This is a genomic window from Rhodospirillaceae bacterium, from assembly GCA_018660465.1.
Taxonomy (GTDB): Bacteria; Pseudomonadota; Alphaproteobacteria; order Rhodospirillales; family JABJKH01; genus JABJKH01.
Genome location: JABJKH010000103.1, coordinates 1 through 25436, shown reverse-complemented (window position 1 = coordinate 25436; position 25436 = coordinate 1). Strand labels below are relative to the sequence as shown.

20 protein-coding genes are annotated in these 25436 nt (G+C 52.1%); 7 read left to right on the top strand and 13 right to left on the bottom strand.

Annotated features, from left to right (window positions below):
* Positions 1-3: 3 nt before the first annotated feature.
* Complete coding sequence (locus HOM51_17715) at positions 4-3111, bottom strand: PAS domain S-box protein (GenBank protein MBT5036354.1); 3108 nt, start codon at positions 3109-3111, stop codon at positions 4-6.
* 436 nt (positions 3112-3547) lie between these two features.
* On the opposite strand from HOM51_17715, the gene HOM51_17710 reads away from it, so the two are divergent.
* Positions 3548-5773 carry an NADP-dependent isocitrate dehydrogenase gene (locus tag HOM51_17710; protein MBT5036353.1) on the top strand — a complete coding sequence of 742 codons (2226 nt, stop codon included), beginning with the start codon at positions 3548-3550 and terminating at the stop codon, positions 5771-5773.
* Positions 5774-5820: 47 nt separating this feature from the next.
* Here the strand turns inward: HOM51_17710 and HOM51_17705 are convergent, their stop codons facing one another.
* From HOM51_17705 to HOM51_17690, 4 genes are all read right to left on the bottom strand, one after another.
* Complete coding sequence (locus tag HOM51_17705; GenBank protein MBT5036352.1) at positions 5821-6402, bottom strand: cupin domain-containing protein; 582 nt, start codon at positions 6400-6402, stop codon at positions 5821-5823.
* Positions 6403-6504: 102 nt separating this feature from the next.
* Complete coding sequence (locus tag HOM51_17700) at positions 6505-6912, bottom strand: type II toxin-antitoxin system VapC family toxin (GenBank protein ID MBT5036351.1); 408 nt, start codon at positions 6910-6912, stop codon at positions 6505-6507.
* Positions 6909-7139, bottom strand: coding sequence for a type II toxin-antitoxin system Phd/YefM family antitoxin (locus tag HOM51_17695; protein MBT5036350.1), 231 nt, complete (start codon positions 7137-7139; stop codon positions 6909-6911). Before HOM51_17695 ends, HOM51_17700 begins: the two co-directional genes overlap by 4 nt.
* Before the next feature lie 81 nt (positions 7140-7220).
* Complete coding sequence (locus HOM51_17690; GenBank protein MBT5036349.1) at positions 7221-7805, bottom strand: TIGR00730 family Rossman fold protein; 585 nt, start codon at positions 7803-7805, stop codon at positions 7221-7223.
* A 236-nt stretch (positions 7806-8041) separates the two neighbouring features.
* Here HOM51_17690 and HOM51_17685 point away from each other — a divergent pair, with 236 nt between their 5' ends.
* The 5 genes from HOM51_17685 to pssA all read left to right on the top strand — a co-directional run bounded on the left by HOM51_17685 (position 8042) and on the right by pssA (position 12348).
* Positions 8042-8524 carry a cytochrome c gene (locus tag HOM51_17685; GenBank protein ID MBT5036348.1) on the top strand — a complete coding sequence of 161 codons (483 nt, stop codon included), beginning with the start codon at positions 8042-8044 and terminating at the stop codon, positions 8522-8524.
* A 21-nt stretch (positions 8525-8545) separates the two neighbouring features.
* A complete protein-coding gene (locus tag HOM51_17680; protein MBT5036347.1) occupies positions 8546-9478 on the top strand; it encodes a cytochrome c in 933 nt (310 codons plus the stop codon).
* A gap of 129 nt (positions 9479-9607) precedes the next feature.
* A complete protein-coding gene (locus HOM51_17675; GenBank protein ID MBT5036346.1) occupies positions 9608-10747 on the top strand; it encodes a LysM peptidoglycan-binding domain-containing protein in 1140 nt (379 codons plus the stop codon).
* A gap of 57 nt (positions 10748-10804) precedes the next feature.
* Positions 10805-11491 carry a phosphatidylserine decarboxylase gene (locus tag HOM51_17670; GenBank protein ID MBT5036345.1) on the top strand — a complete coding sequence of 229 codons (687 nt, stop codon included), beginning with the start codon at positions 10805-10807 and terminating at the stop codon, positions 11489-11491.
* An 8-nt stretch (positions 11492-11499) separates the two neighbouring features.
* Complete coding sequence (gene pssA, locus HOM51_17665; protein MBT5036344.1) at positions 11500-12348, top strand: CDP-diacylglycerol--serine O-phosphatidyltransferase; 849 nt, start codon at positions 11500-11502, stop codon at positions 12346-12348.
* 11 nt (positions 12349-12359) lie between these two features.
* On the opposite strand, the gene HOM51_17660 is transcribed toward pssA, so the two are convergent.
* The 6 genes from HOM51_17660 to HOM51_17635 all read right to left on the bottom strand — a co-directional run bounded on the left by HOM51_17660 (position 12360) and on the right by HOM51_17635 (position 22339).
* Positions 12360-15527: an efflux RND transporter permease subunit gene (locus HOM51_17660; protein MBT5036343.1), complete on the bottom strand. Its 3168-nt coding sequence runs from the start codon at positions 15525-15527 to the stop codon at positions 12360-12362.
* On the bottom strand, positions 15524-16597 hold the full coding sequence (locus HOM51_17655; protein MBT5036342.1) for an efflux RND transporter periplasmic adaptor subunit: 1074 nt from the start codon (positions 16595-16597) through the stop codon (positions 15524-15526). The genes HOM51_17660 and HOM51_17655 overlap by 4 nt, the downstream gene beginning before the upstream one ends.
* 122 nt (positions 16598-16719) lie before the next feature.
* On the bottom strand, positions 16720-18783 hold the full coding sequence (locus tag HOM51_17650) for an ABC transporter ATP-binding protein (GenBank protein ID MBT5036341.1): 2064 nt from the start codon (positions 18781-18783) through the stop codon (positions 16720-16722).
* A gap of 4 nt (positions 18784-18787) precedes the next feature.
* On the bottom strand, positions 18788-19606 hold the full coding sequence (locus HOM51_17645) for an ABC transporter permease (protein MBT5036340.1): 819 nt from the start codon (positions 19604-19606) through the stop codon (positions 18788-18790).
* Between the two features lie 78 nt (positions 19607-19684).
* Entirely contained in the window at positions 19685-20617 is a 933-nt protein-coding gene (locus tag HOM51_17640) for an ABC transporter permease (protein ID MBT5036339.1), read from the bottom strand.
* Between the two features lie 12 nt (positions 20618-20629).
* A complete protein-coding gene (locus HOM51_17635) occupies positions 20630-22339 on the bottom strand; it encodes an ABC transporter substrate-binding protein (GenBank protein ID MBT5036338.1) in 1710 nt (569 codons plus the stop codon).
* A gap of 86 nt (positions 22340-22425) precedes the next feature.
* On the opposite strand from HOM51_17635, the gene HOM51_17630 reads away from it, so the two are divergent.
* Positions 22426-23745: an MATE family efflux transporter gene (locus tag HOM51_17630; GenBank protein MBT5036337.1), complete on the top strand. Its 1320-nt coding sequence runs from the start codon at positions 22426-22428 to the stop codon at positions 23743-23745.
* Between the two features lie 13 nt (positions 23746-23758).
* Here the strand turns inward: HOM51_17630 and HOM51_17625 are convergent, their stop codons facing one another.
* Both HOM51_17625 and HOM51_17620 read right to left on the bottom strand, forming a co-directional pair.
* Positions 23759-24391 carry a glutathione S-transferase family protein gene (locus HOM51_17625; GenBank protein ID MBT5036336.1) on the bottom strand — a complete coding sequence of 211 codons (633 nt, stop codon included), beginning with the start codon at positions 24389-24391 and terminating at the stop codon, positions 23759-23761.
* A 141-nt stretch (positions 24392-24532) separates the two neighbouring features.
* On the bottom strand, positions 24533-25282 hold the full coding sequence (locus tag HOM51_17620) for a hypothetical protein (protein ID MBT5036335.1): 750 nt from the start codon (positions 25280-25282) through the stop codon (positions 24533-24535).
* Positions 25283-25436 lie beyond the last annotated feature (154 nt).

The following is a 25436-nucleotide window of genomic DNA, read 5'->3' as shown; positions in this document are numbered from 1 at the left end:
GGACTAATGAATTACCCTTTCTTTTGGAAACGCAACAGTAACCGTCGTGCCAGTTCCAAGTTCGCTATAAACTTCTAAATGCCCCTCATGGGACTCCACCAATTGTTTCGTTAAGGGTAGGCCAAGCCCCGTTCCTTCGTATTTCCGGTCCAACGCCTCATCAACCTGCCCAAAGGGTTCAAGGGCGATCTGGATACCAGCTTCATTCATACCGATGCCATTGTCTGTCACAACGAAGATCATTTGGCCTTGCCCGTCCAAGTGGCACTTAAGTGTGACTTCCCCGCCACCGGGGGTAAATTTGATCCCGTTGGTAAGTAAGTTTAATAAGATTTGTTTAAAACGACGCTCGTCTCCACGTAGGGCAAATAAGTTTTCTCCGACCTCACTGGATACCGTCACGTTTCCAGCCTTGGCCCTCGGCTGCACCATTTTAGAAATTTCTTTGACCAATGGACGGATTTCCACTTGATTATCTTGTAAATCCAGCTTGCCTTCTTCGATGGCCGTCACGTCGAGTATGTCGTTGATCAACTTCAATAAATGGATGCCGGAATTATTGATATCTTGGATGTATTCCTCTTGCTTCTCATTGGCAATGGGGCCGAACGTTTGTCCCAAAATAGCCTCGGAAAAGCCAATAACCGCATTTAGCGGGGTGCGCAGTTCGTGGCTCATATTGGCCAAGAAATCGGTTTTCACCTGGCTTAAGGTCTCAGCCTCTAATTTTGCTTCCAGCAGCGCGTTCTGCGTTCTTTTGCGTTCGTCGATGTCTGAACGAATGGAGCAAATGGCCTTTTCTCCGTCCCAGTCAATCACAAACGAGCGACGGTCCTCCCAGAATGTAGCTCCGTTCCGCTTCACACCTTTGGTTTCTTTGTCGGCAATCACACGTTCATTGCCAAGACGCGCTTCGTGGGTGCCCTCTTCAAAATCTGGATGGGTTAGATCCTTTGTTGAGTCCAAGGCCAAAACTTCATCCGGAGAATTGTATCCGTACAGTTTGGCCAGAGCATTATTAGCATAAAGCGGCACACGATTGCGGTGAACGAGAATGCCATAGTTGGCCGTATCGAGAAGAGTTCGGAATCGTTCCTCACTTGTACGGAGTTCTAATTCCGTACGTTTTCGTTCATTAATTTCAGATTCCAGGTGGGCCGTCCGTTCAGCAATTCTCTCTTCCAATTCATCATTGGCATTTTGTAAGGCTACCTGCGTATTTTTTAACTCTGTGATATCGCTAACAATTGTAAATATACTGCCATCATCAAGACGAGTCTCATTAGCCTGCAACCACCTGTGATCACGCATAATATCAACGGGCTTTGTTGGATTACGGTGATGTTTTACCCTTTCTTGAATGAATTCCTCTTCTCGACCGCGCGCATTCTTGACAGGTCGACGAGCGACTATCGTTCGTATCATTTCTTCATAGCTTACCCCGGGCCTAAGAATATCGGCCATAACCGCCATTTGTTCGCGATAGCAAGCATTGAAAAATGACAACCTATCGTCGCTGTCAAATAGCGCAACGCCGACTGGCAACGCTTCAACAGCTTGGGAAAGCCGGTCTCTAGCTTCCTCGGCCAATTTTCGCTCTGTAATATCAAGAGCAATGATCATAATGGCAGGTTCACTCATGTAGCTGATCCGAGTTCCCTGCGCCGCCACGTCTATGACACTGCCATCATCTTTGATAAATTTCTGATCCAGCATGCCCGCTGTTTTGCCGGTCTCAAGCATGGAATGCCATCGATTCTTGATGGTTTCTTGAATGTCTTTTGGAACATGCTGCAATGCTGACCGACCGACTAATTCATCGGCAGACTTAACCCCCAATAATGTTGCCATGGCCGGATTGGCATAAATAATTTTTTCATCTTTATGGAAATAGATCGCGTTGGGAGAGGAATCGACAAGAGTCCGGTAAAGTTCTTCACTTTGCGCTAATGAGTCTTCTGCTCGTTTCAGGTCTGAAACATCCGTACGGATAATTGCGATCCCGCCATCTGGTGTTTTAACTTCATTAATTTGCAACGTCCGGCCATCAGATCGGGGCGATTGATAAGGCCCCTGAGGGCTTTTATGGCGCCTGATTCGTTCTTCTTTTTCTAAAAGACCAGTCCCCAATTCCTTTTCACTAAGTCGAAACTCCTCTCTAAGAATGACCATCTCCTCAAAAGTCATCCCCAATTTCAATTTTTCTTTTAGTTCAGACCGACCCTTAAAAAAATTTTCATTTACAAGCGTAAGCCTGTCATCGGAATCAAATAGGGCAAATCCGTCAGGGATGCTTTCAACTGCGGTCCTGAGTAGGCTTTCCGATTTCTTTAACTCGGTAATATCTGTACGAATAAAAGCGATACCGCCCGCTGATGTTTTGACTTCATCAACCTGATACGTTCTCCCGTCAGGCTGCTTCACATACATTGGCCCATGAGGGTTTTTGTGCCACGCAAGCCTTTCTTCAACGGATAGTTTGCTCTCACCTTGAGCAGCATTACGTTCACCACTTTCGTCCGATTTATACAGAAGCTCTTTAAAGGTAATTCCAGGTTTGGCAAATTTGCGCAGGTCGGGGCGGGCTTTGAAGTAATTTTCGTTCACCACTACGAGCTTGTCATCCGCGTCGTAGAGAGCAACTCCCTGAGGAATACTTTCAAGCGCAGCCCTAAGTGTCTCTTCCGATATTTTTAATGCATCCTCCGCCGCTTTGCGTTCAGAGATATCCTGAATTATTGCAATAATTTGTGTCGGTTTCCCGTCCGCATCATGGACCGCCGTTAAACAGATATTTGTCCATATTGTGGTGCCATCTTTTCGCACATATTGTTTTTCACGCGAATAGCTTTCCAGTTCTCCGTTCCGAAGCCTTTCATTAAACTCTATGACAGTTGGCCGATCTTCGGGCACGGAAACTTCAAGAGATGTTAGCTTTAACATTTCCTCACGTGTGTAGCCGAGCATATCGCAAAGCTTCTGGTTTACGCGTAGCCAAAGCGAGTGTTGCGGGTCAACGGCCCGCAGTGCCATGCCCATCGCGTCCTGCTCGAAAGCGGCGTTAAAAAGCTCTAAGGAAGCGTCCACGTGGGCATCGACTCCAGGTTTCACGGAATCCTCTTTAATCCTGGTTACAAATGAGCGTCTACACCAATTAATTTTGATTTTAATTTTTTAGGTATTCAATAGATTAAATTTTGATTTTTAAATGCAAAATTACCAGTAACCGTACCTTTATTCTCCTTTCCGTGGAAGCCATTCATGGTCTCCGATGTTTAAAAAATACACTTCAACGCCAAATAAGGCTCTCTGTTTAGAAAAAATTTTGACCGATTGGCAGGGAACAAGGTTGCGTCCCCATATAAGTATGAATAAAAAGTGTCCAGGATCAACGCGGATACAGCTTAAATTTTGGCCCCCTGCAGTCTTTGGGGTGGTGGTGTGGCGCGCAATTTTTGTAAAACTCAGCCAGCGAATGAGCGAATTCAGTTCTATCTGAAACATCGCTTTTACTGGATGACAGACTTATTTAGGAGTTGTGACGATAATGACTGACCAGCCGGATATCATTTACACCAAAGTCGATGAAGCACCAGAACTCGCCAGCGGATCGTTCTTACCGATCATTCGTGCTTTCGCCAAACCAGCAGGGATTACCTTTGGTACCAGGGATATTTCACTCGCGGGACGGATCATTGCAAACTTTCCTGAAAACCTAACCGACGCACAAAAGCAAAGCGATGATCTGGCCATTTTAGGCGATCTGGTAAATCAGCCGGACGCCAACGTTATCAAGCTGCCGAACATCAGCGCATCTATTTCCCAGTTGAACGGTGCCATCGCTGAATTGCAGAGCCAAAGCTACGATGTTCCTAACTATCCTGAAAGTCCTACAAACGATGCGGAGAAAGCCATCCAGGCAAACTATGGTAAGGTCCTGGGCAGCGCCGTGAACCCGGTTCTGCGTGAAGGCAACTCGGACCGCCGCGCACCAAAGGCTGTTAAAGAATTCGCCAAGAAGAACCCGCACAGCATGGGTGCCTGGTCAGCAGACTCCAAAACCCACGTCTCGACCATGAGCAGCGGCGATTTCTGTTCCAATGAAAAATCCGTGACCCTCACGGAAGCTTCTGTCGGCAACGGCCGGATTGAATTCGTCGCGGCGGACGGCAGCGTAACAGTCCTGAAGGCTGACCATCCTCTTGAAGACGGTGATGTCATCGATAGCACGAAGATGAGTGCCAAAGCACTTCGGTCGTTTCTTGAAGATGAAATCAAAGACGCCAAGGATCAAGGTGTGCTGTTCTCCCTGCACGTCAAAGCGACAATGATGAAAATTTCCGACCCTATCATCTTTGGTCATGCGGTTGCTGCCTACTTGAAAGACGTGTTTGAGAAGTACGCGGACACATTTACCGAACTCGGTGTCGATCCTGATTTTGGGATTGGTGACCTTCTCCTGAAGATTGATACATTGCCTGCCGATCAAAAGGCCGCCATCGAAGCAGACATCGACGCCTGCATGGAAGCACAGCCTGATCTTTACATGGTGAATTCTGATCGGGGTATTTCCAATCTTCACGTCTCCAGCGATGTGATTATTGATGCCTCCCTGCCGGCCCTCATTCGTGCCGGCGGCAAGGCCTGGGGGCCAGATGGTAAGGAAAACGACACCAAGTGCGTGATCCCAGATAGCAGCTACGCTGGCATCTACGCAGAAACCATCGATTTCTGTAAAGAGCGAGGTGCGTTTAACCCCTCCGAAATGGGCAGCGTTTCCAACGTTGGCTTGATGGCCAAGAAAGCCGAGGAATATGGCTCTCACCCGCAGACGTTTAAGGCTCCGGGAAACGGCAAAATTCGCTTTGTCGATGCCGCTGGGACGACACTTATCGAACACGACGTCGAAGAAAATGACATCTGGCGGGCCTGCCAAACCAAAGATGCGCCGATCCAGAACTGGATCAAACTCGGCGTTAGCCGCGCCCGTGCTACTGGCGTCCCCGCGATTATCTGGCTCAACAAAGACCGCGCCCACGACGCCGAACTGATCAAGAAAATCGATCAGTACCTACCTGAGCACGACACCAACGGTCTTGATATCAGAATTATGACCCCGGTGGATGCCACCCGGTTCTCCTTAGAGCGCGTAAAGAACGGCCAAGATACTGTATCGGTCACCGGCAACGTGCTGCGGGATTACCTCACAGATTTGTTCCCAATCCTAGAAGTCGGCACCAGCGCAAAAATGCTTTCCATCGTACCATTGCTAAATGGTGGCGGATTGTTTGAAACAGGTGCGGGGGGGTCTGCTCCTAAGCACGTGCAACAGCTTGTCGAAGAAGGCCACTTGCGCTGGGATTCACTCGGCGAGTTCTGTGCCCTTGGTGCCTCCTTGGAATTTCTCAGTGAATCAAAAGGCAATGCTAAAGCCCTGATTTTAGCAAAGGCGCTCGATACGGCTGTGGAAGGCGTTTTGGATAACAATCAATCCCCCAGCCGCAAAGTTGGCGAGATTGATAACCGAGGGAGTCACTTCTACATCGCCAAATACTGGGCCGAAGCTTTGGCAGCACAAGACGACGATGCGGATTTAAAAGCCCACTTCGCCCCCATTGCCGAACAACTGGCAGCCAACGAAGGCAAAATTGTCGATGAACTCATCGCTGCTCAAGGTGCTGCGGTTGAACTCGGCGGCTACTACCATGCCCCGCAAGAAAAAGTCGATGCTGCGATGCGCGCGAGTGCAACGTTGAATGGAATTATTGGCTAATACAATTTTGGGGCCGAGGCTTAAAGTCCTCGGCCCCAATTTTAAAATCAAGCCCCAGCTTGCGGCGGATCAAAGTGGAAGAATGACCGGAAACCTTCGGCGATTTTCTTGCCAAAGTCCCGCTCGGCCTGCTGGGCGATGGAATCTGGGACCGAAACGTCGTCGCTATCCTCACCAATCCCGGTAATTACCGTGAGCTGAACCGCATCCTTGTCACCAATATTTTTAAACCCCCGGTAAACCTTAGGCGGACAGGACAATACATCCCATTTATTGAGAACCACTGTGTGAGCAACAGGCTCACCAATGTGATATTCAATTGTCCCTTCCAGCACCATAAACGTCTCAAACGTTCCATTGTGCGAATGCAGACAAGGACCTTGGCCCGGCGGCATGATTGAAACAAACATGGTTGATCCAGCGGCACCGATAATAGGAGCGGCTTTGCCAAAAGCACTATTTTCATCATCCAAAATAACCGGCATTAACTTGCGAGCATAAAATAAATCCATCGCATCCTGACCGACCCAGTCCAATTCATCAGCAACCGACATCGGCTTCAACTCCGAAAATCGACTAACCCTGGCCTCTATTTCTTCTTTGGTGGGTGTATAAATTTCATTCGGCATAGACAGACTCCCCATTTCTAAATTTGTTATGTGCTGAAAATATAGCACAAAGATTAGAATTGGGACTCTAGAGTCATATCCCGAGGACGTGGCGTTCACATCTTATCTTCCCGCATCCCACGTCGTAGCCTCTCCCTGCCACCCCAAAATTTGTCGATCCGCAGTAATCAATGCCGCGTCGCTTGATATCGCCGTTGCGGTAACGAAACGGTCTATCAGGTCGCCGTGGAAATTTCTAAGAATGGCGGCAGACACCACAACATTACCCGTGAGTGGAATCTCAGTGACGCCTAGGTCAAGAACGGCACGTCGCCAAGACTCCGGAGACCGCTGCAGTTGTATTCGCCCTTTTCCGGCTAACATCGTGACTTCCCAGAATGTGATTGCAGAGACACAAAAGCGGTCGTCACCCAAGGCCTCGTCAATCAGGTCACGCGTGCCCCGTCCTAATGCGGTCCGGCCATCAAGCAACCAGATCAAAACATGGGTGTCTGCCAATACCAGATTCAACGCTCATCACCCCGTACTGCATCCCACTCACCTTCAATTGGCGAAATGATGTCGCCGGATATTTCGATCTCACCTGCCATCGCCCCAAACAACGTCTTGGGCTTTTGCGTCATCGGCACCAACTGTGCGACAGCCTTGCCATGCTTGGTAATGACCACTGGGTCTCCAGAGTCCGAGACTTGATCCATCACCTTCAAGCATTTCGCCTTGAATTCCCCGGCTTTCATGGTTTTCACGGTATATCCCTCCTATATATGACCATAGACATGACCATGGTAACATAGTTTAAAGCTTAGGAGAAGATGTCTCTACAAATGGCTTGTCAGCACTACTTCTTGAGGCTCTGGTGCGTTTTCCAGGGCTTCCATTATTTGGTCGGTTGAGTCTACAACCGTAACAAGTTCAAGGATCGCCGGATGCGCGAAACCGCCTTTGATGCTGTTTTCAATGAGGGCGCGGAAAGGGTCCCAGTAACCATTGACGTTGACCACAACGATGGGCTTGTCGTGTTGGCGGAGTTGCTTCCAGGTCATGATTTCGAAGGTTTCGTCCAGAGTGCCGAGACCGCCCGGAAGGATTACGAACCCGTCGGCGCGCTCAAACATGGTGCGTTTGCGCTCATGCATACTTTCGGTGATGATCAGTTCATCGACATCCGGGTTGCCGACTTCAAGCTTCATCAGGAAATCTGGGATCACGCCGGTGACTTTTCCGCCGCCATCGATGACAGTTCTGGCGATGATGCCCATAAGGCCAATCCCCCCGCCGCCGTAGACAAGGCGAATATTGCGTTCAACAAGGATTTCGCCGAGACGTTGGGCTTCTTTCGCATCCTCCGGGTCATCACCGGCCTTGGAGCCACAAAATACCGCTACTGAAGAAATCTTGCTCATAAATAATTGCCTAAACTCGCTTATGACTCCAATTTCTATGCCATGGCGCACAGAGGATCACAAAGCAATTTTATCTTACATTTGTCAGTCTGCTTTAATACGATCAACAAGTTGTGAGAACGTGCCCCTTTATCCTAGGGTGGTAATGGGCTTATGATTTTTACATTAAGTATAGTTTTTAGGCTAACCCGCTGATACCCAACATGGGATCAGCTCTGATAAGGGGGGTTAAACCCATGATGAATACATTCCGTACAATTTCCCTGGCATTGATCGCCGGGCTCTTCTTAACCACAGGCAGCGTCGAGATCGCAAAAGCCGACGGCACTGCAGATATCAAGGCCCGCAAAGCAACCATGAAGGCTATCGGTGGCCACATGGGCGGCATCAAGCTCGCCTTAAAAGGTAAGGGCGGCCGCGGTGCATTGGTTGGCCATGCTGAAGGCATGGCTGCGATGGGCCGGATTAATGGTGGCTATTACCCAAAAGGCTCAGAAATGGGCACGATCAAAACCCGTGCCCTTCCTGCGATTTGGTCTAAGCCGGCTGAATTCAAGACAGCGGTTGATGCCTTCGCCTCTGCCTCTGCTGCATTTTTAACCGCAGCCAAAGGTGGCGACAAAGGGGCTATCGGTGCGGCCATGAAAGGCCTCGGTAAATCTTGCGGCGGTTGCCATAAGAATTTCCGGGCCAAGAAAAAGAAAAAGAAAAAGATGTAGATAAAGCGAATATCCCCACCAATGCGCAAATTCTTGACGGTTCTCGTCGCTGTCGGCGCACTTGGTCTTGGGGCTGTTTATGTGCTGGGGCCGACGCCAACCGTCGGCCCCAATTCATTTGTTAACAAGCCAAAGCCTGACCCAATTCACGGCAAAACCCTGTTTGCGGCGGCTGGCTGCCAAGGCTGTCACACGGATGTTAAAAACAAGGGCAAAATCTTAGCCGGTGGACGAGCCTTCAAGACCCCCTTCGGAATTTATTACAGCCCCAATATTACACCTGACAAAACCCACGGGATCGGCGCTTGGTCTGACACTGATTTTGCCCGCGCACTTCGCGACGGCTTGAGCCCCCAGGGCGGCCATTACTTCCCGGTCTTCCCCTACCCGTCCTACAGCGGCATGACCGACCGTGATATCCTAAATTTAAAGTCCTATTTATTTTCGGTGCCGCCGGTCGCCAAGGCCAACCGCGACCATGACATTAAATTCCCCTTTGGCTGGCGGTTCAGTGTGTATTTCTGGAAGATGTTGTTCTTTAAAAGCGGCCCCTTCCAAGCTGACCAAAGCCAAAGCATTGAGTGGAACCGGGGAGCCTATTTAGTCCGCCATCTCACCCATTGCGGCGAATGTCATAGCCCGCGAAATGCGCTTGGCGGGATTGATAAAAGCCGCGAGATGGCAGGAACCGCAGACGGTCCCGAAGGTGGCATCATTCCGAATATCACACCGGATAAAGAAACCGGCCTTGGCCAGTGGAGCGACGATGAGATTGTTGACCTCCTCTCCACTGGCGGCCTACCGGACGGCGACTTTGTCGGGGATACAATGGCTGAGGTGGTGGAAAATTCGACCGAAAAATTAGCACCGGGTGACATTGCCGCCATTATCACCTACCTCAAATCCCTGCCCCCTATTTTTCACGAGCTTAACGAAGAAAAAAAGGCACCTTAACAGGCTTTTTCCTCATGACATTTCCTGCCCGGTTATTGCACCTGGGCGAGGGCCGTATTATTGTATCGGTCAGAACGCTCCTCCCAGAGAAACTGCCGAGGCTGCCATGAACCGACAAGGAAACCTCGCATGACACGCCCCATGGTCATAGCCATCGCTGGCGTCCTGATCGTCGGGTTTGCGTTCATCCTGAATTTTCAGCTTTGGCATGATGATGTCGGCCCGCCAGAGCCCGTTACAACGGCGGAACCGGCAAAACCGGCAAAACCGACTCCTGCCCCCGCTCAACCTGATAAACCCGAGGATTTGCCTGAACAAAGTGTATCTACGCCCTCGGTAAAAGCTCCTGAACCAACACCTAAGCTGCCAGCAGTTAAAGCACCAGTGCTAGCACCCGAGCCAGTTGGACCGCGCCCTCCCAGCTTCGATGTCGCCCGGGTAAATCCGCAAGGCGAAGCTGTCATAGCCGGTCGCGCCGAACCCGACAGCCGCGTCGTTATCATGGACGGCAACAAGGAACTCGGCCACGTTACCGCCGACCGGCGGGGTGAATGGGTGTTTGTTCCCGATAAGCGTCTAAAACCTGGCCCTCACCAGTTGAAACTGCGCATGGAAATCAAAGATTCCAAACCGATGTTCTCTGCTTCCAACGTGGTGGTCGTCGTCCCTGCGCCGAATAAAAATATCGCTGGTGAGACAACCAAGAAAAAATCCGGCACCCTCGCTTTCAAAGTTCCAAGCAAAGGCCGCGGGCCGGTCACGGTTCTTCAAACCCCAGCGGAGGAAGCTGATCCGAAAGCACCCTCCGGCGGCACTGGTAAAAACTGGATCGTGGTTGATGCCGTTGACTATGACGATTCGGGGCAGCTCAGCATCAGTGGTCACGCGGAACCTGGGGCGCCGGTCAACGTCTACCTCAGTAATAAGTTTCTGGGCCGAACCATTACCGATAAAAAAGGCGTCTGGCAGATTAGCCCTACAGAACCCATTGAGCCTGGCCTGTACCGGCTTCGCGCTGACCGGGTTCAGACCGATGGCAAGGTGTTGGCCCGGGTCGAATTCCCCTTTGAACGCGCGAAACCCATTACCGATTTAAAAGAGGGTACGTTTATCATTGTTCAGCCGGGAAATAGTCTCTGGCGTTTAGCACGGCGCACCTACGGTTCCGGCTTTGCCTACACGGTGATCTTTGAAGCCAATCAGGAACAAATCGCCGATCCAAATCTGATCCATCCCGGGCAAGTGTTTGCCTTGCCAAACGCTCAATAGCCGGGTACCCCTATCGCAGAAATATGGTAACGTTCTGAAAAGAATATAGGATTCGGTGTGCTGAAGGTTATTTTTGTTCCCATCAATCGTGAGGGCTGGCCGTTTATTATCGCCTTTGCCGTGGTCAATGTGGCACTCGCGTACATCGCAATACCGATTGGTATGCTAGCTTCGGTCTTAACTGTCTGGTGCATCTGTTTCTTTCGCGACCCAGATAGGTTCACGCCGAACCGGGAAGGCTTGGTCATCGCCCCTGCTGACGGTGTTGTGCAGCTCATAGACAGTGCGCCGCCACCGCCTGAGCTGAATATGGGGAGTGAGCCCCGGCTCAGAGTTTGCATCTTCATGAACGTTTTTAATGTCCACGTGAACCGTGCGCCCTGCGACGGAACAATCACGACCATGGCGTATTGGCCGGGGCAGTTCCTAAATGCGTCGTTAGATAAAGCTAGCGAATTAAATGAACGCCAGAGCCTTCGGATCAAGATGGAAGACGGACGGGAAATTGCCTGCGTCCAGATTGCCGGGCTTGTCGCGCGGCGGATCATCTGCTGGGTCAAGGAAGAACAATCCGTGCGCGCGGGAGAACGATTCGGTATGATCCGGTTTGGCAGCCGGGTCGATGTCTACCTGCCGGATGGCGTTGCGCCAATGGTTGCCCTGGGACAAAAGGCCGTCGCTGGAGAAACTGTTCTTGCTGATTTGATGCGGAACGATCCGGCCCGGATTGGGGAAATACGTTAGGACCGCAAATGCGCACACCAAAAAGAGCCCGATTGCCGCGCCCCCCACGGTTGAAACGCTTGCCGTTCAACAAAATGATCCCGAATATCCTGACACTATTGGCGTTGTGTGCCGGCATGACCGCCATTCAGTATTCGTTGCGCGAGAACTGGGAAGCCGCCGTCTATTCCATCCTTGCCGCCGCGATCTTGGATACCTTGGATGGCCGCGTTGCACGCTTGCTTAAAGGGTCCAGCAAATTCGGCGCTGAATTAGATTCGCTTTCAGATTTTATCGGCTTCGGCGTGGCCCCTGCCCTGATGCTATTTATGTGGTCGACCCATGATCTCGGCAAGCCGGGCTGGGTTGTGGCGCTGCTGTTCGGTGTCTGCTGCGCCCTTCGCTTGGCGCGTTTTAATACAGCACTGGAAAGCGCGATGCCGCCTTGGGCTTATAATTATTTCAGTGGCGTCCCGGCCCCAGCAGGCGCGGGCTTGGTCCTGACGCCAATGATCCTGTCGTTTTTGATCGGTGATGAGTTGGTTCGTCGACCGGAAGTCGTTGCTGGATTCCTGGTCGTCGTCTCAGCTCTCCTGATCAGCAACATCCCAACCTTCTCCTTTAAGAAGTTCCATATCTCTCAACGCTGGGTTTTGCCGACGATGTTGATCGTGTTGTTGCTATTTGCAGCATCGGTAAGTGCGCCCTGGACAACGCTATCTGCCGTTCTGTTCCTATATATCGGCACCATCCCCTTTTCAATTCGCGCCTACAGTAGCCTGAAAAAACAGGCCGCCAGTATTCAAGGGGTTCCTACTGCCGGTGATGATGATAAAGGAACGGAGAAGACGGAAGAAAAAGACGATAAATCGGCCTGAGACCAACTAATTTAAGCAGTACCGGCAGCCTTCCGCCGCTGAAGCCACGCTTTTACATTCGCACGAACCATCAACGCCGATGGAGTGACGACCAAGGTTAAGACCGTCGCGAATCCCAATCCGAAGACAATCGCCGTAGACAACTGTCGCCACCACTGGGTCGAAGGAGCGCCAAGGCTCACTTCTCGGGTAAAGAAATCGATATTCATACCGAGGACCATGGGCAAAAGCCCCAAGATCGTCGTAACCGATGTTAGCAGGACCGGACGCAAGCGCTGAGCCCCCGTTCGAAGGATCGCATCGCGCGCGGATCCCGCCGCCTTGGTTTCTTGGACCAACCGATCATAGGTATCAATCAGCACGATATTGTTGTTAACTACAATACCGGCAAGCGCGATCACGCCAATCCCTCCCATAACAATGCCGAAGGGCTGTTCGGTCAGCAGAAGTCCAATGAAGACGCCAATGGTCGACATGATGACGGCGGTCAGGATCAGGAAGGCCGAATAAAAGCTGTTGAACTGGGTCACGAGAATAATCGCCATAATGAACAACGCGACGGCAAAGGCCCTGACCAGGAACGCCTGGGCTTTGTTCTGTTCCTCGTTCTCGCCCTTGAAGGCGATCTTTACTCTGGGATCAATGCCGGCCCCTTCCAGCCATGCCTGAACTTCCTGAACTTTTGCATCAACCAGGACACCCTCTTCCACATCGGCCTTGATCGTCATTTCACGGCGGCTGTCGGTTCGGCTGACTGTCCCGACCCGGGGCTCGGCCTTACGCTCAATAAAGTTGCTGATCGGCACCCGGCCCTGTTCGGTGGTGATACGGATGTTATCCAGTTCAGCCAGGGTCCTGTATTGGCGTGGATATCGAATGCGGATATCAACTTCTTCGTCGGTATCATCTGGACGGTACTCGCCAAGCTTAAGTCCCGTACTCACCAGCTGAACTGATTTTCCAATGAGACTGACATCGGCGTTGAACTTCGCCGCCTGCGCTCGATCGACCTTGATCTGCCAATCAATGCCTGGCAACGGGCGGCTGTCGACGACATTAATCATGCCGCCAATTTGAGGCAGGCCTGCTAAGATTTTTTCCACAGCAGGTGCCAGCAGTTCATAATACCTGGACGTGAGATGCAGTTGGATGGCCTTGCCCACAGGGGGCCCTGATTCTTGCTCTCGCGGATCAACAAAAATTCCAGCTAAATCTTTGGTTCGCTTGGTAATTTCACCAAGTATTTGCTTGGCTTTTCGGCGCTGCTTCCAATCAACAAATTCCAACGAGACATTGCCGATGATGTCTTCTGCTTCCTCAGAATTCTTTTCTTGGCCGGTTCGGGCGTAAATGGTTTCGAGTTCCTTCATCCCCAGAATTCTACTTTCGACTTCCTTCATCAGGGCGTCTTTTTCGTTGATCGATAAATTTCCCCGGGCACGAACTTCAAGCTTGGCGAAATCAGGTTCTACATCGGGGAAGAATTCTACCCCTCGGCCAAAATTGGCGTAAACCACCTGCACCCCGACCAGCAGCATGACCGCTGCCATCAAAACTTTCGCAGGGTGATTGAGCGCAATGCCCAAGACCTTCAAGTAAGAACCGGTAAATCCAGGTATGTCCGTAAGATTCCCCCCCTTACCGCCGCCAATTCCCCCGGCAATCATCTGCATATGTTCCGCGTCTCCGCCACCCCCCCCTGGCTTGCCGAAGAGGGCACCGAGTGTGGGCACGAATATCAGCGCCATCATCAGCGATGCCGATAATGTCGCGATCAAGGTCAAGGGCAGGAACTTCATAAATTCGCCGACAATTCCTGGCCAAAACATCAATGGCAGAAAGGCTGCTAGCGTCGTCATGGTGGACGCAATTATTGGCCAGGACATTCGCTTGGCGGCCAGACCGTAAGCCCGCTCCTTTGGCTCCCCCTCTGTCATTTTCCGATCTGCATACTCGGTCACCACAATGGCACCGTCGACCAACATGCCAACCGCGAGGATGAGGGAGAACAAGACCACAATGTTAATGGTCAGCCCCAAGGCGGCCAGAACCAAGATGCCGGTCAGGAACGACCCCGGTATGGCAACACCAACTAAGCCCGCGGTGCGAAGCCCTAGGGCCGCAACAACGACGATCATCACCAAAAGAACCGCACTGATCACGTTGTTCTGTAGATCCGTCAGCATGGTGCGAACCTGATCGGACTTATCCTGGGAATAGGCCACGTGAAGAACTTGTCGCAGGGTTTTGGGCCAACTCTTGCGCTCGGCTTCGACCACAGCGCGAACCTGTGCGATGGTCTCAATAATATTTTCGCCGGTTCGTTTTGAGACTTCCAGCGCCAACGCAGAACGGCCATTCACCCGTGCGAAGCCTTCTGGGTCCTTAAACGTGCGCCGAATTTCACCAATGTGCCCAAGCCTGACCACCGCATCCGCGTCCGTGCTCACCGGCAGGTCCATGATGTCTTTGCGAGTTTCCAATAATCCCGGCACCTTCAGCGAGAAGCGCCCTTTGCCCGTGTCCTGCGCCCCGGCCGCCACCAGCAGATTGCTGCGTCGCACCGACTCAATCGCTTGTTCGATGGTCAAGCCATAGCTTTCGACTTTCACAGGATCGATGAGAACCTCGAGCATTTCTTCACGGTCGCCAGCGATTTCCGCTTGTAAGACAGAGGAAATTCCCTCGATTGAATCTTGTAAGTCCCGTGCGACTTTTAAAAGCGCGCGCTCCGGCAGGTTGCCGGACAATGTAACGATGACCACCGGGAACAAACTAAAATTAACTTCGTGAACAGTCGGCTCATCGGTTTCGTCAGGCAGTTCTGATTTAGCCAAATCCACCTTGGCGCGGACATCATCTATGGCAACGTCCGCATCAAATCCAGCCTCGAATTCCAAAGTAACACTGGCACCACCTTCGTATCCTTTGGCGCGCATTTCCTTCACACCTTCTATGCCGCGAAGTTCCAACTCCATGGGCCGGATCAGCAGGCGCTCGGCATCCTCCGGCGAAATGCCTTCATGGGACATTTTCACATAAATAATCGGGATATTAATGTCGGGGTCTGCTTCCTTGGGAATCTCCACGTAGGCGATGGTGCCCGCGATTAGAATCAGCACCAACGCCGAAATGACAGTCCGGGCATGGGAAAGCGCCGCATCGATGATGTTGGTCATTTTGGAATCTCTGTAAGCGGTCGGACCTTCTGCCCAATTTGGACGAATTCCTGCCCCACCGTGATCACGATCACCTCATCGGGCAACCCGGAAAGCCAAATACCTTCCGGCGTATCCGCAACCATGCCGACCGCGTTAAAGACAACTTTATTGTCCGAGTTAAGGGACTTCACGCCAATGGCTCCGGTTTTGGAAAGCGTCAGCACAGAGGGCGACATCAGGTGCGCGCGCACGGTCTGAACCGGCAGGCGCAGTTCTGTTGTTAAACCTTCCGAAATATCGCCCTTCGGATTAGCGACCCGAACCTCTACCCTAAAAGTTCTCGTTGTTGCGGAACCAACCTTGGAAATGAAACCAATAATGCCACTCCGTTCGCGCCCATCAGCCACTCGAATATTTGCCCTCGCACCAAGCTTTAATGCCCCCATATCGCGCTCTGTGACTTGTCCGACGACCAAGATTGGGTCCAGGTCGATTAGCTCTGCGAGTTCCCCTTTGGCCTCCACGTAATCACCCACATTGACCGGAAGCTTATTGATCACGCCGCCGAACGGCGCATGAATGACGGTGCGGCGGATATCAAGCTTCACCGCCGCCAATTGAGTCTTCGCCGTTTCCAGTTGCGCCTTGGCTTCGGCCAACCGCACCTTAGATCTGAATTGTTTCTTGGAGAGCTGTTGCGCGGCCACATAAGCAACGCGGTATTGTTCGACGAGCGCTTGCGCCCCATCCAATCGGGCGCTGCGGTCATCCATCGCCAGCCTGACGATCACGTCGCCTTTCTTGACCGTGCTGCCCTTTTTAACCGCGCGCTCAATAATTCGGCCCTTTGTCTCGGCGCGCAATTGCACCATTCGAACCGCTTCCGTCCGACCGAACAATGAGAGTTCACGCACCCGCTCAGCAGAACGAAACGTCTTAACTCTGACTTCTGGGATAATTTCTTCGGAAACTTTATTTTGCTGTGGAGTGTCGCCCGACGGAGACGGCTTTCCGCCGACCTGCCCGGAGCCAATCCAAACAATCACCGCCACCGCAAGAATGCCCGATATAATGAAAGATCGTCTCATAACTTCAGGGTCCCACCCGATCACTCTAAAATATGCAATTTTGCATATAATAGTTTATATAATGATAAGGGGGTCAGAATCAACCCCTCAGCCATCACCTCTGACTTGTCAGGGACGCATGGCTAAGGTTTTACACTCAGCACCGGATCGACCTTACGCAGGTCTTCGACGGAGATATGACAGCTGATGAAATGAGTCTCTCCATCGCGTTGCAGGGGCGGTGGCTCGGTTTCGCAAATTGTGCCAACCATTCGCGGACATCGGGAATGGAAGGGGCAGCCGACGGGTGGCTCGCTCGGATCAGGATGTGCGCCTTCCAGAAAGATGTGGCGTTTGGTTACACCATGATGGGCGACGGGTACCGCCGCGATTAGGGCTTCCGTATAGGGATGATACGGCGGTGCAAACACGTCTTCGGTACGGCCTGATTCCATAACTTGCCCCAAGTACATCACCACCACCCGTTCGGCCAGATAACGGACCTGCCCTAGGTCATGGCTGATCAACAACAAGGTGGTATCGTGTTGGCGCTGAATGTCCATCAACATGCGCCCGACGGCAGCTTGGACCGACACGTCCAATGCCGACAAAGGTTCATCGGCGACCACAAGTGCAGGCTCACCCGCGAAGGCACGGGCAATAGCGACCCGTTGTTTCTGTCCGCCTGAGAGTCTGTGCGGGCGTTCATCAATAAGATCACGGGACAGTTTCACCCGATCCATCAATTCGGCCACCCGCTGGCGAATACGATCCTTGTCGGTTTCCTTGCCGAACTTTGTCAGCACCCGACCAATTTGACGCCCGATGCTGAGGCTCGGGTTCAAGGTTTCATCAGGATTTTGAAACACCATCTGGACGGAAGCGACTTGTTCAGGTGTTCGATCTTCCACCGGTGTCTGTCCGACATCGGTTCCAGCGATCCTGACTTCGCCTCCAGTCGCAGTTTCCAAACCGGCCAGGACTTTGGCAAAGGTGGATTTACCGCAGCCAGATTCACCGACAATGGCAACCGTTTCGCGCCGACGGGCAGAGAAATATATCGCCTCATTCGCGCGGACCTGCCGCGGTTCAGTCCGACCCAGAAGTGCACCAAGGGAGCCATCAGCTATGGGATAGTACTTTTGCAGGCCTTCAACTCGGAAAGATTCTTCGCCAACTTCTGAAGGCGGCTGAGCTGCCGGAACATCAGGACTGGTTTTGGCAACATCTGACCAACGCGCACAGCGCACCCGTTGGGACGAGCTTTCATCCACACCTGCCAGGGGAAGCCCTGGTTGATCACACACACCTTCGCTAAATCCAAAACAGCGCGGCCCAAAGCCACAACCAATGGGCCGTTCGCCTGGTTGGGGGATGCGCCCTGGGATGGGCAGAACGGGCCGAACATCCTTATCCGCCGTCGGCAAGGGAATGCACCTTAGTAAGCCTTGAGTATAGGGATGACGGGCATTAGCAAAGACGTCGGCGACTTCTCCGTCTTCCACCACTTCACCTGCATACATCACCATCACCCGGTCACAGGTGTTGGCGATGAGTCCCAGATCATGAGAGATAAACAGCATCGCCGTGTTATAGCGCAGGCCGATTTCCGTCATCAGCTGAACGATGTTGGCCTGGGTTGTTGAGTCCAACGCCGTCGTCGGTTCATCCAAAATCAGCAGCGACGGATTGCTCAACAATGCCATGGCGAGCACCACACGCTGGCATTGCCCGCCGGAGAGCTGGTGAGGATACGCCTCCAGAACACGTTCGGGATCAAGAATGTGCATTTCCTCTAGAATGGTAGCCGCACGTTGCTTGGCCTCGCTCAGCGAAAGACCTTCGTGGGTCATTGGCACTTCGGCCAATTGCTTCCAAATCCGCATGGAAGGATTAAGCACCGCCGTCGGGTCTTGATAGACCATGGCGATGTCGCTGCCGCGCAAGCGTCTCAGGTCTTCTGGGCTAAGGGCCGACATGTCTTGGCCCTTAAAGCGAAGTTCGCCACCCGTCAGGTAGCCGTTCGCGCCTAAGTAACCGAGAATGCCCAGCGCGACAGTGGTCTTGCCACACCCAGTTTCGCCAACTAAGCCAATCCGTTCCCCTGGCGCGATGGTGAACGAAACACCTGAGACAGCCTCAAGCAATCCAGCACGACCCAGATAGGACAGGTGAACGTCGTTGAGTTCGAGCAAAGGCGTTGTCATTCCATCACCTCCGCATCGACAGTTCGCGCAGGCCATCGGCCAGCAAGTTAAAACCCAGCACCAGAGATGAAATCGCAATACATGGGAAGATCGTCATGTGGGGGAACACCAGAGCCATGGCTCGGGTCTCATTGATCATGCCACCCCAGTCAGGGTCTGGGGGTGGCAGTCCTAATCCAAGGAATCCCAACACGCCAATGGTGATGATCACATAACCGACCCGAAGGCAGGCATCGACAATTAACGGCCCCCGCGCATTGGGCAGAATCTCCACCCACATGATGTAGAGCGACGATTCACCCCGCGTCCGTGCCGCCGCGACATAATCACGATTGCGAAGGTCTAATGTCAGGCCCCGCACAATCCGCATGATCCCTGGGGCACTGGCAAAAATAATCGCGATGACGATGTTTACACCGGAGGCACCGATGGTCGCGATGATGATGATGTAAAGAACCAGCACCGGAAACGACAACACGATGTCACTGATCCGCGACAGTATTTCATCCCACCATCGTTGTTTATAGCCAGCGACCAGCCCCGCCATGATACCGACCACGTACGCGAGAAAAGTTGCCAATGGCGCATAAAATAGAACAGTCCGTGATCCCCAGATAATCCTTGAAAGTACATCCCGCCCCAGATGGTCGGTGCCAAGCCAAAACACGGCTCCACCGGTGAATGAAGTTCCTGGTTTAGCAAATGGCAAATGGGTCGCGTTCGGCTCGAATGGTGCCAACAGCGGTGCGAACACAGCAACAAAAATCCAAAATCCAACAAGGCTCACACCAATCATAGCAACCGTGCTATGGCGCAGCCCCATCGACAAGCCGAAGGTGCGCGCCAACAACGACCGACGGGGCAAAATTTTGAGGCTGGGTTCATTCATTTGCACCCCCCCTCAGGCAAACCTAATTCTAGGATTAAGTCGGGTATAGGCGATATCTGCGATGGTCTGGGTCACCACGGCCACGACGACAGCAACCATGGCACAGGCTTCGATCAGGAATATATCCTGGTTCAGCGACGCCTCCAGCAACAGCGCGCCGAAACCTTTATAGGCAAAAAAGAATTCGACGACGATAACACCGGAGAGCAGCCAATTGATCTGCAACATGATGATCGTGAAAGGGCCAATTAAGGCATTTCTGAGCGCATGACGAATAATCACCTGATGGCGCGGCAGGCCCTTCAAAATTGCGGTGCGGATATACGGCGTGGTCATGACCTCTGCCATGGAGGACCGAGTCATGCGCGCAACGTAGCCGAAATCATAAATCACCAGCACCATGACAGGCAGCACCAATTCCTTGAAATTAAATCCTTCCGCCATCCCGGAAGTTCCCGGCAGCCACTTCAGCCAAAACACGAAGACGGCTGAGAAAAACACGGCACTGGCAAATTCCGGGATTGATGTGGTGACGATGCTGGTAATAGAAATCGCCCGGTCGCTCTTGGACCCTTCGCGCATGCCGGCAATCACACCGAGTCCTAAAGACAGGGGAATAATAACGGCAAAGGCTGACGCACCTAAGATTGCCGTATTCAACAGCCGCGGCCACAAGATATCCCCGACTGGCACTTTAAATCGAATGGACTGGCCGAAGTCGCCGGTAAGAACATTCCCCAACCAAGTAAAGTACCGAGTCAAAAGAGGTTCGAAATAGCCATTGGCCTCAAGCCACAACCGGCGCTGTTCCTCAGTTGAAAATGCCCCTAGTACCTTCGTCGCCACTGTACCAGGAGAAACTTCCAGCAACAGGAAAACCAACCCCGACACGGCGAACATGGTCACCACCATGTAGCCAAGCCGTTTGAGGATAAATACGCCCATTATATCTTGATACTAGGCCAGCCAGACCTTGTTGAGTCGGTGATAAACCGACGGATGCAACTCGTATCCCTGAACCCGTTTATTGCCTGCCGCGAATATCGACCGCCAGAAGGGCTGCGCGATGACTGCATCTTCTTGCAGAATTGATTGCAGCTTCGCCATGTGCTGCTTGCGACTTTTCACATCCAATGTGGAGCTAGCTTGATCCAGAATTCGGTCGTATTCAGGATTGCTGTAGTGGGTTTCATTCCACTGGGCGCCCGAACGGTACGCCAGATTTGGCACCATGAAGCCCAAGGGTCGATGGGTCCACGCCGTCAAACCAAAAGGAGTCTTGTCCCAAATTTCTGAGAACTGCGCGTTCGGCATGACATTGATTTTGATGCGAATGCCAACAGGCTTGCACATTTCCGCCAGCGCCTGCGCCAGGGAAACTTCCCAAGGCGGGTCTTTGCGGCAATCGATCCTAAGGTCCAGCCCGCCAGCAAAACCGGCATCCGCCAGCAGCTTCTTCGCCAACCGGTAGTCCTGAGCCGGTCCTGGCAGGGGCGCATAATCTGGATGAACGGGGGCGACATGATGGTCCTCCGCCGCAACACCGCGCGCACGATGCGCCAGCAACAACAGTTTATCATGGTCTTGGCAAAGACGAACCGCCGTCCGAACCCGCTTATCTGTAAATGGTTTTTGATCGACCTGCATGCGGGCGACAGCCGTTTGCGCCGTCACCGTCTCAAATATTTTTGCCGTGGGGATTTTATCGACCACATCGATTTGTTCAACTGGGGTTTCGTAAACCAGGTCAACTTGGTTCGATGCGAGTGCCGCCAAGCTGGCACCTGGATTATCGCCATGATCAACATAGACAATACGATCCAGATAAGGCTCGCCACCCCAGTAATCTTTGCGTTTTTGCAGTACGGCCTTCTCACCGACTTTAAACTGCGTCAATTTGTAAGGCCCCGTGCCAACAGGGTTCTTGGAAATATCACCGCCTTCATCAGCGAACCGGCGATGCACGATCGCAGTCGGATAGTTGTACAGGCTTTCAGGCAACGCCAATTCGCCACGGTTGAGATGCAGACGAACTGTGTAGTCATCAATTTTCTCAACAGCGCCCGGGGCCATGGTCGTGGACATCAACGGCTTCCCGTCCCGACCCTGCTTCCCGGTTGGTGCACTTGTAGTCATGGCCGTGAACAGGCTTTGGTTGGAAGACCCCGTTCTGGGATCAAGCCAGCGCTTGAAATTGAAGATTACGTCGTCGGCATTGAATTCATCGCCGTTGCTCCACTTCAAGCCCTGGTGCAGGAACAGCGTCCAAGTCTTCAGGTCCCGTGACACCGCCCAACGGCGACAGAGGAAGGGCCGGGTGATATTATCAGCACCCGTGATGACCAGGTATTCCAGAAACTGCCGCGCCACATTGGACATTTCGGTCCAATCGAAAGTCGCCGGATCGGTCATCGGTTGGACCCGCATGGAAACGCGCAAGGTGCCGCCGAAATTGCCTTTTGGTACGCCAGTTAAAAATTGCGCATTGGCGGAAGGGATTATCTCACCCCCAGTGAGCTTTCCAGCGACACCATATGCCGCCGTGGCCGACATGCCGAGCAATGTTGCCGTTCGCAGGAATTCGCGCCGGTCAACGCGACCGCGCAGCATTTCGTCCGCAATTTCCGGAATATAGGGGTGAAGGGTCTTGTCTCGCCAAAACGACATGCTGTTCTTTTCCCAATGGAATTTGTACTGTCCGCGAGAATACGGGACAGAATCAATTTTTTCCAGAACGATAAGGCCTTCAATAGATGATCGACGAAAATTGGAACCGCAAGGTTTGGCATTTGGCCGGACCGATTGTGCTGGCCAATGTCTCAATTCCGCTTCTTGGACTGGTGGATACGGCTGTTGTTGGGCACCTACCGGGCCCGCAGTACATTGGTGGTGTCGCCGTCGGCACGATCATCTTCAGTATCATTTTCTTTAGTTTTAATTTTTTACGAATGGGAACCACCGGACTTACCGCCCAGGCCCAAGGGGCCGGTGACTTTGATGAAGTCAGGGCAACCCTGGCCCGCGCTGTATTTTTAGGAATAGGAATCGGGATCGCCTTCGTTGCCCTGCAAGTCCCCATTTTGTGGCTTGGGCTGACAATCGCAGGGCCCAGCGAGACCGTCGCCCCTCTGGCCCAGAGCTATTTCGACATTCGAATTTGGGGCGCACCGGCGACATTTATCAACTACGCCCTGGTTGGCTGGTTCATTGGCATCCACAACACCCGAGCGACCCTGATCCATCAAATATTTATGAACGGGATCAATATTATCCTCGACTTGGTGTTCGTCATGGGGTTGGACATGGGGGTGGAGGGTGTTGCCTATGCGACTTTGATCGCTGAATATGGTGCTGCTGTGTTGGGTTTTTGGCTGGTGCGTCGGAACTTGGCCCCCATGGCCGGGCGGCTTCATTTGGAACAGGTCCGCAATCCGATCCAAATGCGCCGTATGATGTCGGTCAATCGTAATATTCTATTACGGTCTCTCTGCCTGCAAACGGCGTTCGTGCTGTTTACATCCATCGGCGCGCGGATGGGCGATACGGTGCTGGCGGCCAACGCGATTTTATTAAATTTTCAACTCTTGCTGTCGTTCTTCCTGGATGGTTTCGCCCAAGCCGCTGAGGCCTTGGTCGGTGATGCCATTGGAGCCAGAGACCGCGCGCGCTTTCGCGCAGCGGTTAAGGCGTCAAGTATTTGGGCGCTGGCGTTCGCGCTGCTTTATTCAGTAATCTACTTTGCCTTTGGCGGGCAATTGATCGATCTTATGACCAATGTTGAGACAGTGCAGGAGGTCGCGCGGATTTACCTCCCTTGGGTGGCGGTGTCGCCCCTCCTCTCGTTTTGGAGTTTCCAATTGGATGGCATCTACATTGGTGCCACCCGCGCCCGGGAAATGCGGAATTCCATGGCGACTGCGCTATTGTTCTACCTAATCGGATTACTGGTCTTGATACCGCTTTGGGGTAATCACGGGCTTTGGGCCTCGTTTATGATCCTGATGATTGTCCGATCTATAACGATGGGTTGGGGTTACCCCAAAATTGAGCGGGAGGTGGGGGCTGAAACCTAGCCCCCCACTCCGCTTAAGCCGCCGCGTCTTTCCAGATCGAGCAGACATAACGATTGTTACGCTGCAACATCGCTAGAAACTCTTCCTCAAAATTGGCTGGGAGGGAGCCGCTTATCGCGTCGTTTTTCTCCAAGGCATCCGCCCAAGCACTTAGAAGTGGAAATTTTTCTAATAAGCCCGATTCTATTGACCGGTCAACAAGCTTGAAGCGCCTCAGAAAAGGCGCATAGGACGCATCAACCATGCACAAGTCTGGTCCGTTAAAATACGGGCCGTCATTGTCACGATCTTCCTTGATCGCTGTTTCCATCTTCTGAAACTGTCCCGGTGTCTTCTCCAGGACCGCATCAAACTCCTCTTTGGTGTTCGCGTAATATAGCCCACGTACTTCCTCAGAAAAGTCTCGGATATTCTCCACCCAAGCCCGGTTGCGTGCGCGTTTGATGGAGTCTTCTGGATGCAATCGTGGTTCCGCATTTTCATCGAGGAATTCAGCAATCGCATTGGATTCGAACAAAGGCTTCTCGTCCACTACTAAGACCGGCACCTTGCCGTGGGGCGAAATCTTTAAGAACCAGTCGGGTTTTTCCCGAAGATTGATATAGGTCACATCAAATTCGACATTTTTCGCACGCAAAACAATCACGGCGCGCTGTACCCAAGGTCAAGTTACGGAACTGATTAGATGGTATTTAGTCATGCTTTTACTTCCTTAAATCGTCTTAGCGACAAATGAGGATGTGACCTTAAAAGGCAAAATTGAAGGAGTCAAAATTTTGATATTGAGTCACGAGGCTTCTCGGAGAGAGACAACCCGGTCAGGTCCCATTCGAAACTTCACAGTGGTTCCTTTGCCCGGCGTGCTTTCAATATTCAGGGTTCCACCATGGGCACTAATCAGGCTATCGGTTAACGGCAGGCCGAGGCCTGTGCCCTCGTACTTTCGGGCAAGAGACGACTCCACTTGGCCGAACGGCTCCATCGCTTTTCGAATTTCGTCTTTGCTCATACCAATTCCAGTATCAGCAATCTCGAAGACGATCCCACCATCGTTTTCAAGCTGACAAGTCACCGAAACTTGGCCGTCATGGAGAGTGAATTTCACCGCATTCGCCAACAAGTTTACGAGTATTTGCTTAAGTCGACGTTCGTCAGCGCGAACAGCATGCACGTTACCCACGTTGACCGATAACTTCACGCCGCCATTGTCTGCGCGTGGCCGGATCAAGCGCAGGCTCGACTCAATAAGAGGAACAACCTCAACTTCCTCAATCCGTAATTCTAGCTTGCCCGATTCTATGACAGAGACATCAATAATATCGTTAATCAAATCCAGAAGATGTTCACCAGAGCGATGAATATCCCCGATATATTCAAGCTGTTTCTCATTCGCCATAGCGCCGAATATTTTTTCTTTAAGCGATCCAGAAAATCCTATGATCGCGTTCAAGGGCGTTCGAAGTTCGTGACTAATATTGGCCAAGAAATCTGTTTTAACTCGACTCAGAGTTTCAGCTTCTAGCTTGGCTTCGAGCAATTCAGCTTCAGAACCAGGCTGTGTAAAAACGCTCGCTGATTTTTTCTGTACGATGCGTTTGTGGTGTTGATTGTTTTCGAAGTAGTTTTGGCGGGATTTTTTCTGACGGGGACTGGTGAGTCGGATATTGCGGTTATGAGGGGTTTATTTGCCT

Coding starts and splice junctions, on each gene's coding strand:
- HOM51_17650 (MBT5036341.1), bottom strand. CDS start 18,783: ATGACAACGCCTTTGCTCGAACTCAACGACGTTCACCTGTCCTATCTG.
- HOM51_17690 (MBT5036349.1), bottom strand. CDS start 7,805: ATGAGCAAGATTTCTTCAGTAGCGGTATTTTGTGGCTCCAAGGCCGGT.
- HOM51_17655 (MBT5036342.1), bottom strand. CDS start 16,597: ATGAGACGATCTTTCATTATATCGGGCATTCTTGCGGTGGCGGTGATT.
- HOM51_17630 (MBT5036337.1), top strand. CDS start 22,426: ATGATCGACGAAAATTGGAACCGCAAGGTTTGGCATTTGGCCGGACCG.
- HOM51_17645 (MBT5036340.1), bottom strand. CDS start 19,606: ATGGGGCTGCGCCATAGCACGGTTGCTATGATTGGTGTGAGCCTTGTT.
- pssA (MBT5036344.1), top strand. CDS start 11,500: ATGCGCACACCAAAAAGAGCCCGATTGCCGCGCCCCCCACGGTTGAAA.
- HOM51_17685 (MBT5036348.1), top strand. CDS start 8,042: ATGATGAATACATTCCGTACAATTTCCCTGGCATTGATCGCCGGGCTC.
- HOM51_17675 (MBT5036346.1), top strand. CDS start 9,608: ATGACACGCCCCATGGTCATAGCCATCGCTGGCGTCCTGATCGTCGGG.
- HOM51_17695 (MBT5036350.1), bottom strand. CDS start 7,139: ATGAAAGCCGGGGAATTCAAGGCGAAATGCTTGAAGGTGATGGATCAA.
- HOM51_17680 (MBT5036347.1), top strand. CDS start 8,546: ATGCGCAAATTCTTGACGGTTCTCGTCGCTGTCGGCGCACTTGGTCTT.
- HOM51_17710 (MBT5036353.1), top strand. CDS start 3,548: ATGACTGACCAGCCGGATATCATTTACACCAAAGTCGATGAAGCACCA.
- HOM51_17640 (MBT5036339.1), bottom strand. CDS start 20,617: ATGGGCGTATTTATCCTCAAACGGCTTGGCTACATGGTGGTGACCATG.
- HOM51_17705 (MBT5036352.1), bottom strand. CDS start 6,402: ATGCCGAATGAAATTTATACACCCACCAAAGAAGAAATAGAGGCCAGG.
- HOM51_17660 (MBT5036343.1), bottom strand. CDS start 15,527: ATGACCAACATCATCGATGCGGCGCTTTCCCATGCCCGGACTGTCATT.
- HOM51_17635 (MBT5036338.1), bottom strand. CDS start 22,339: ATGTCGTTTTGGCGAGACAAGACCCTTCACCCCTATATTCCGGAAATT.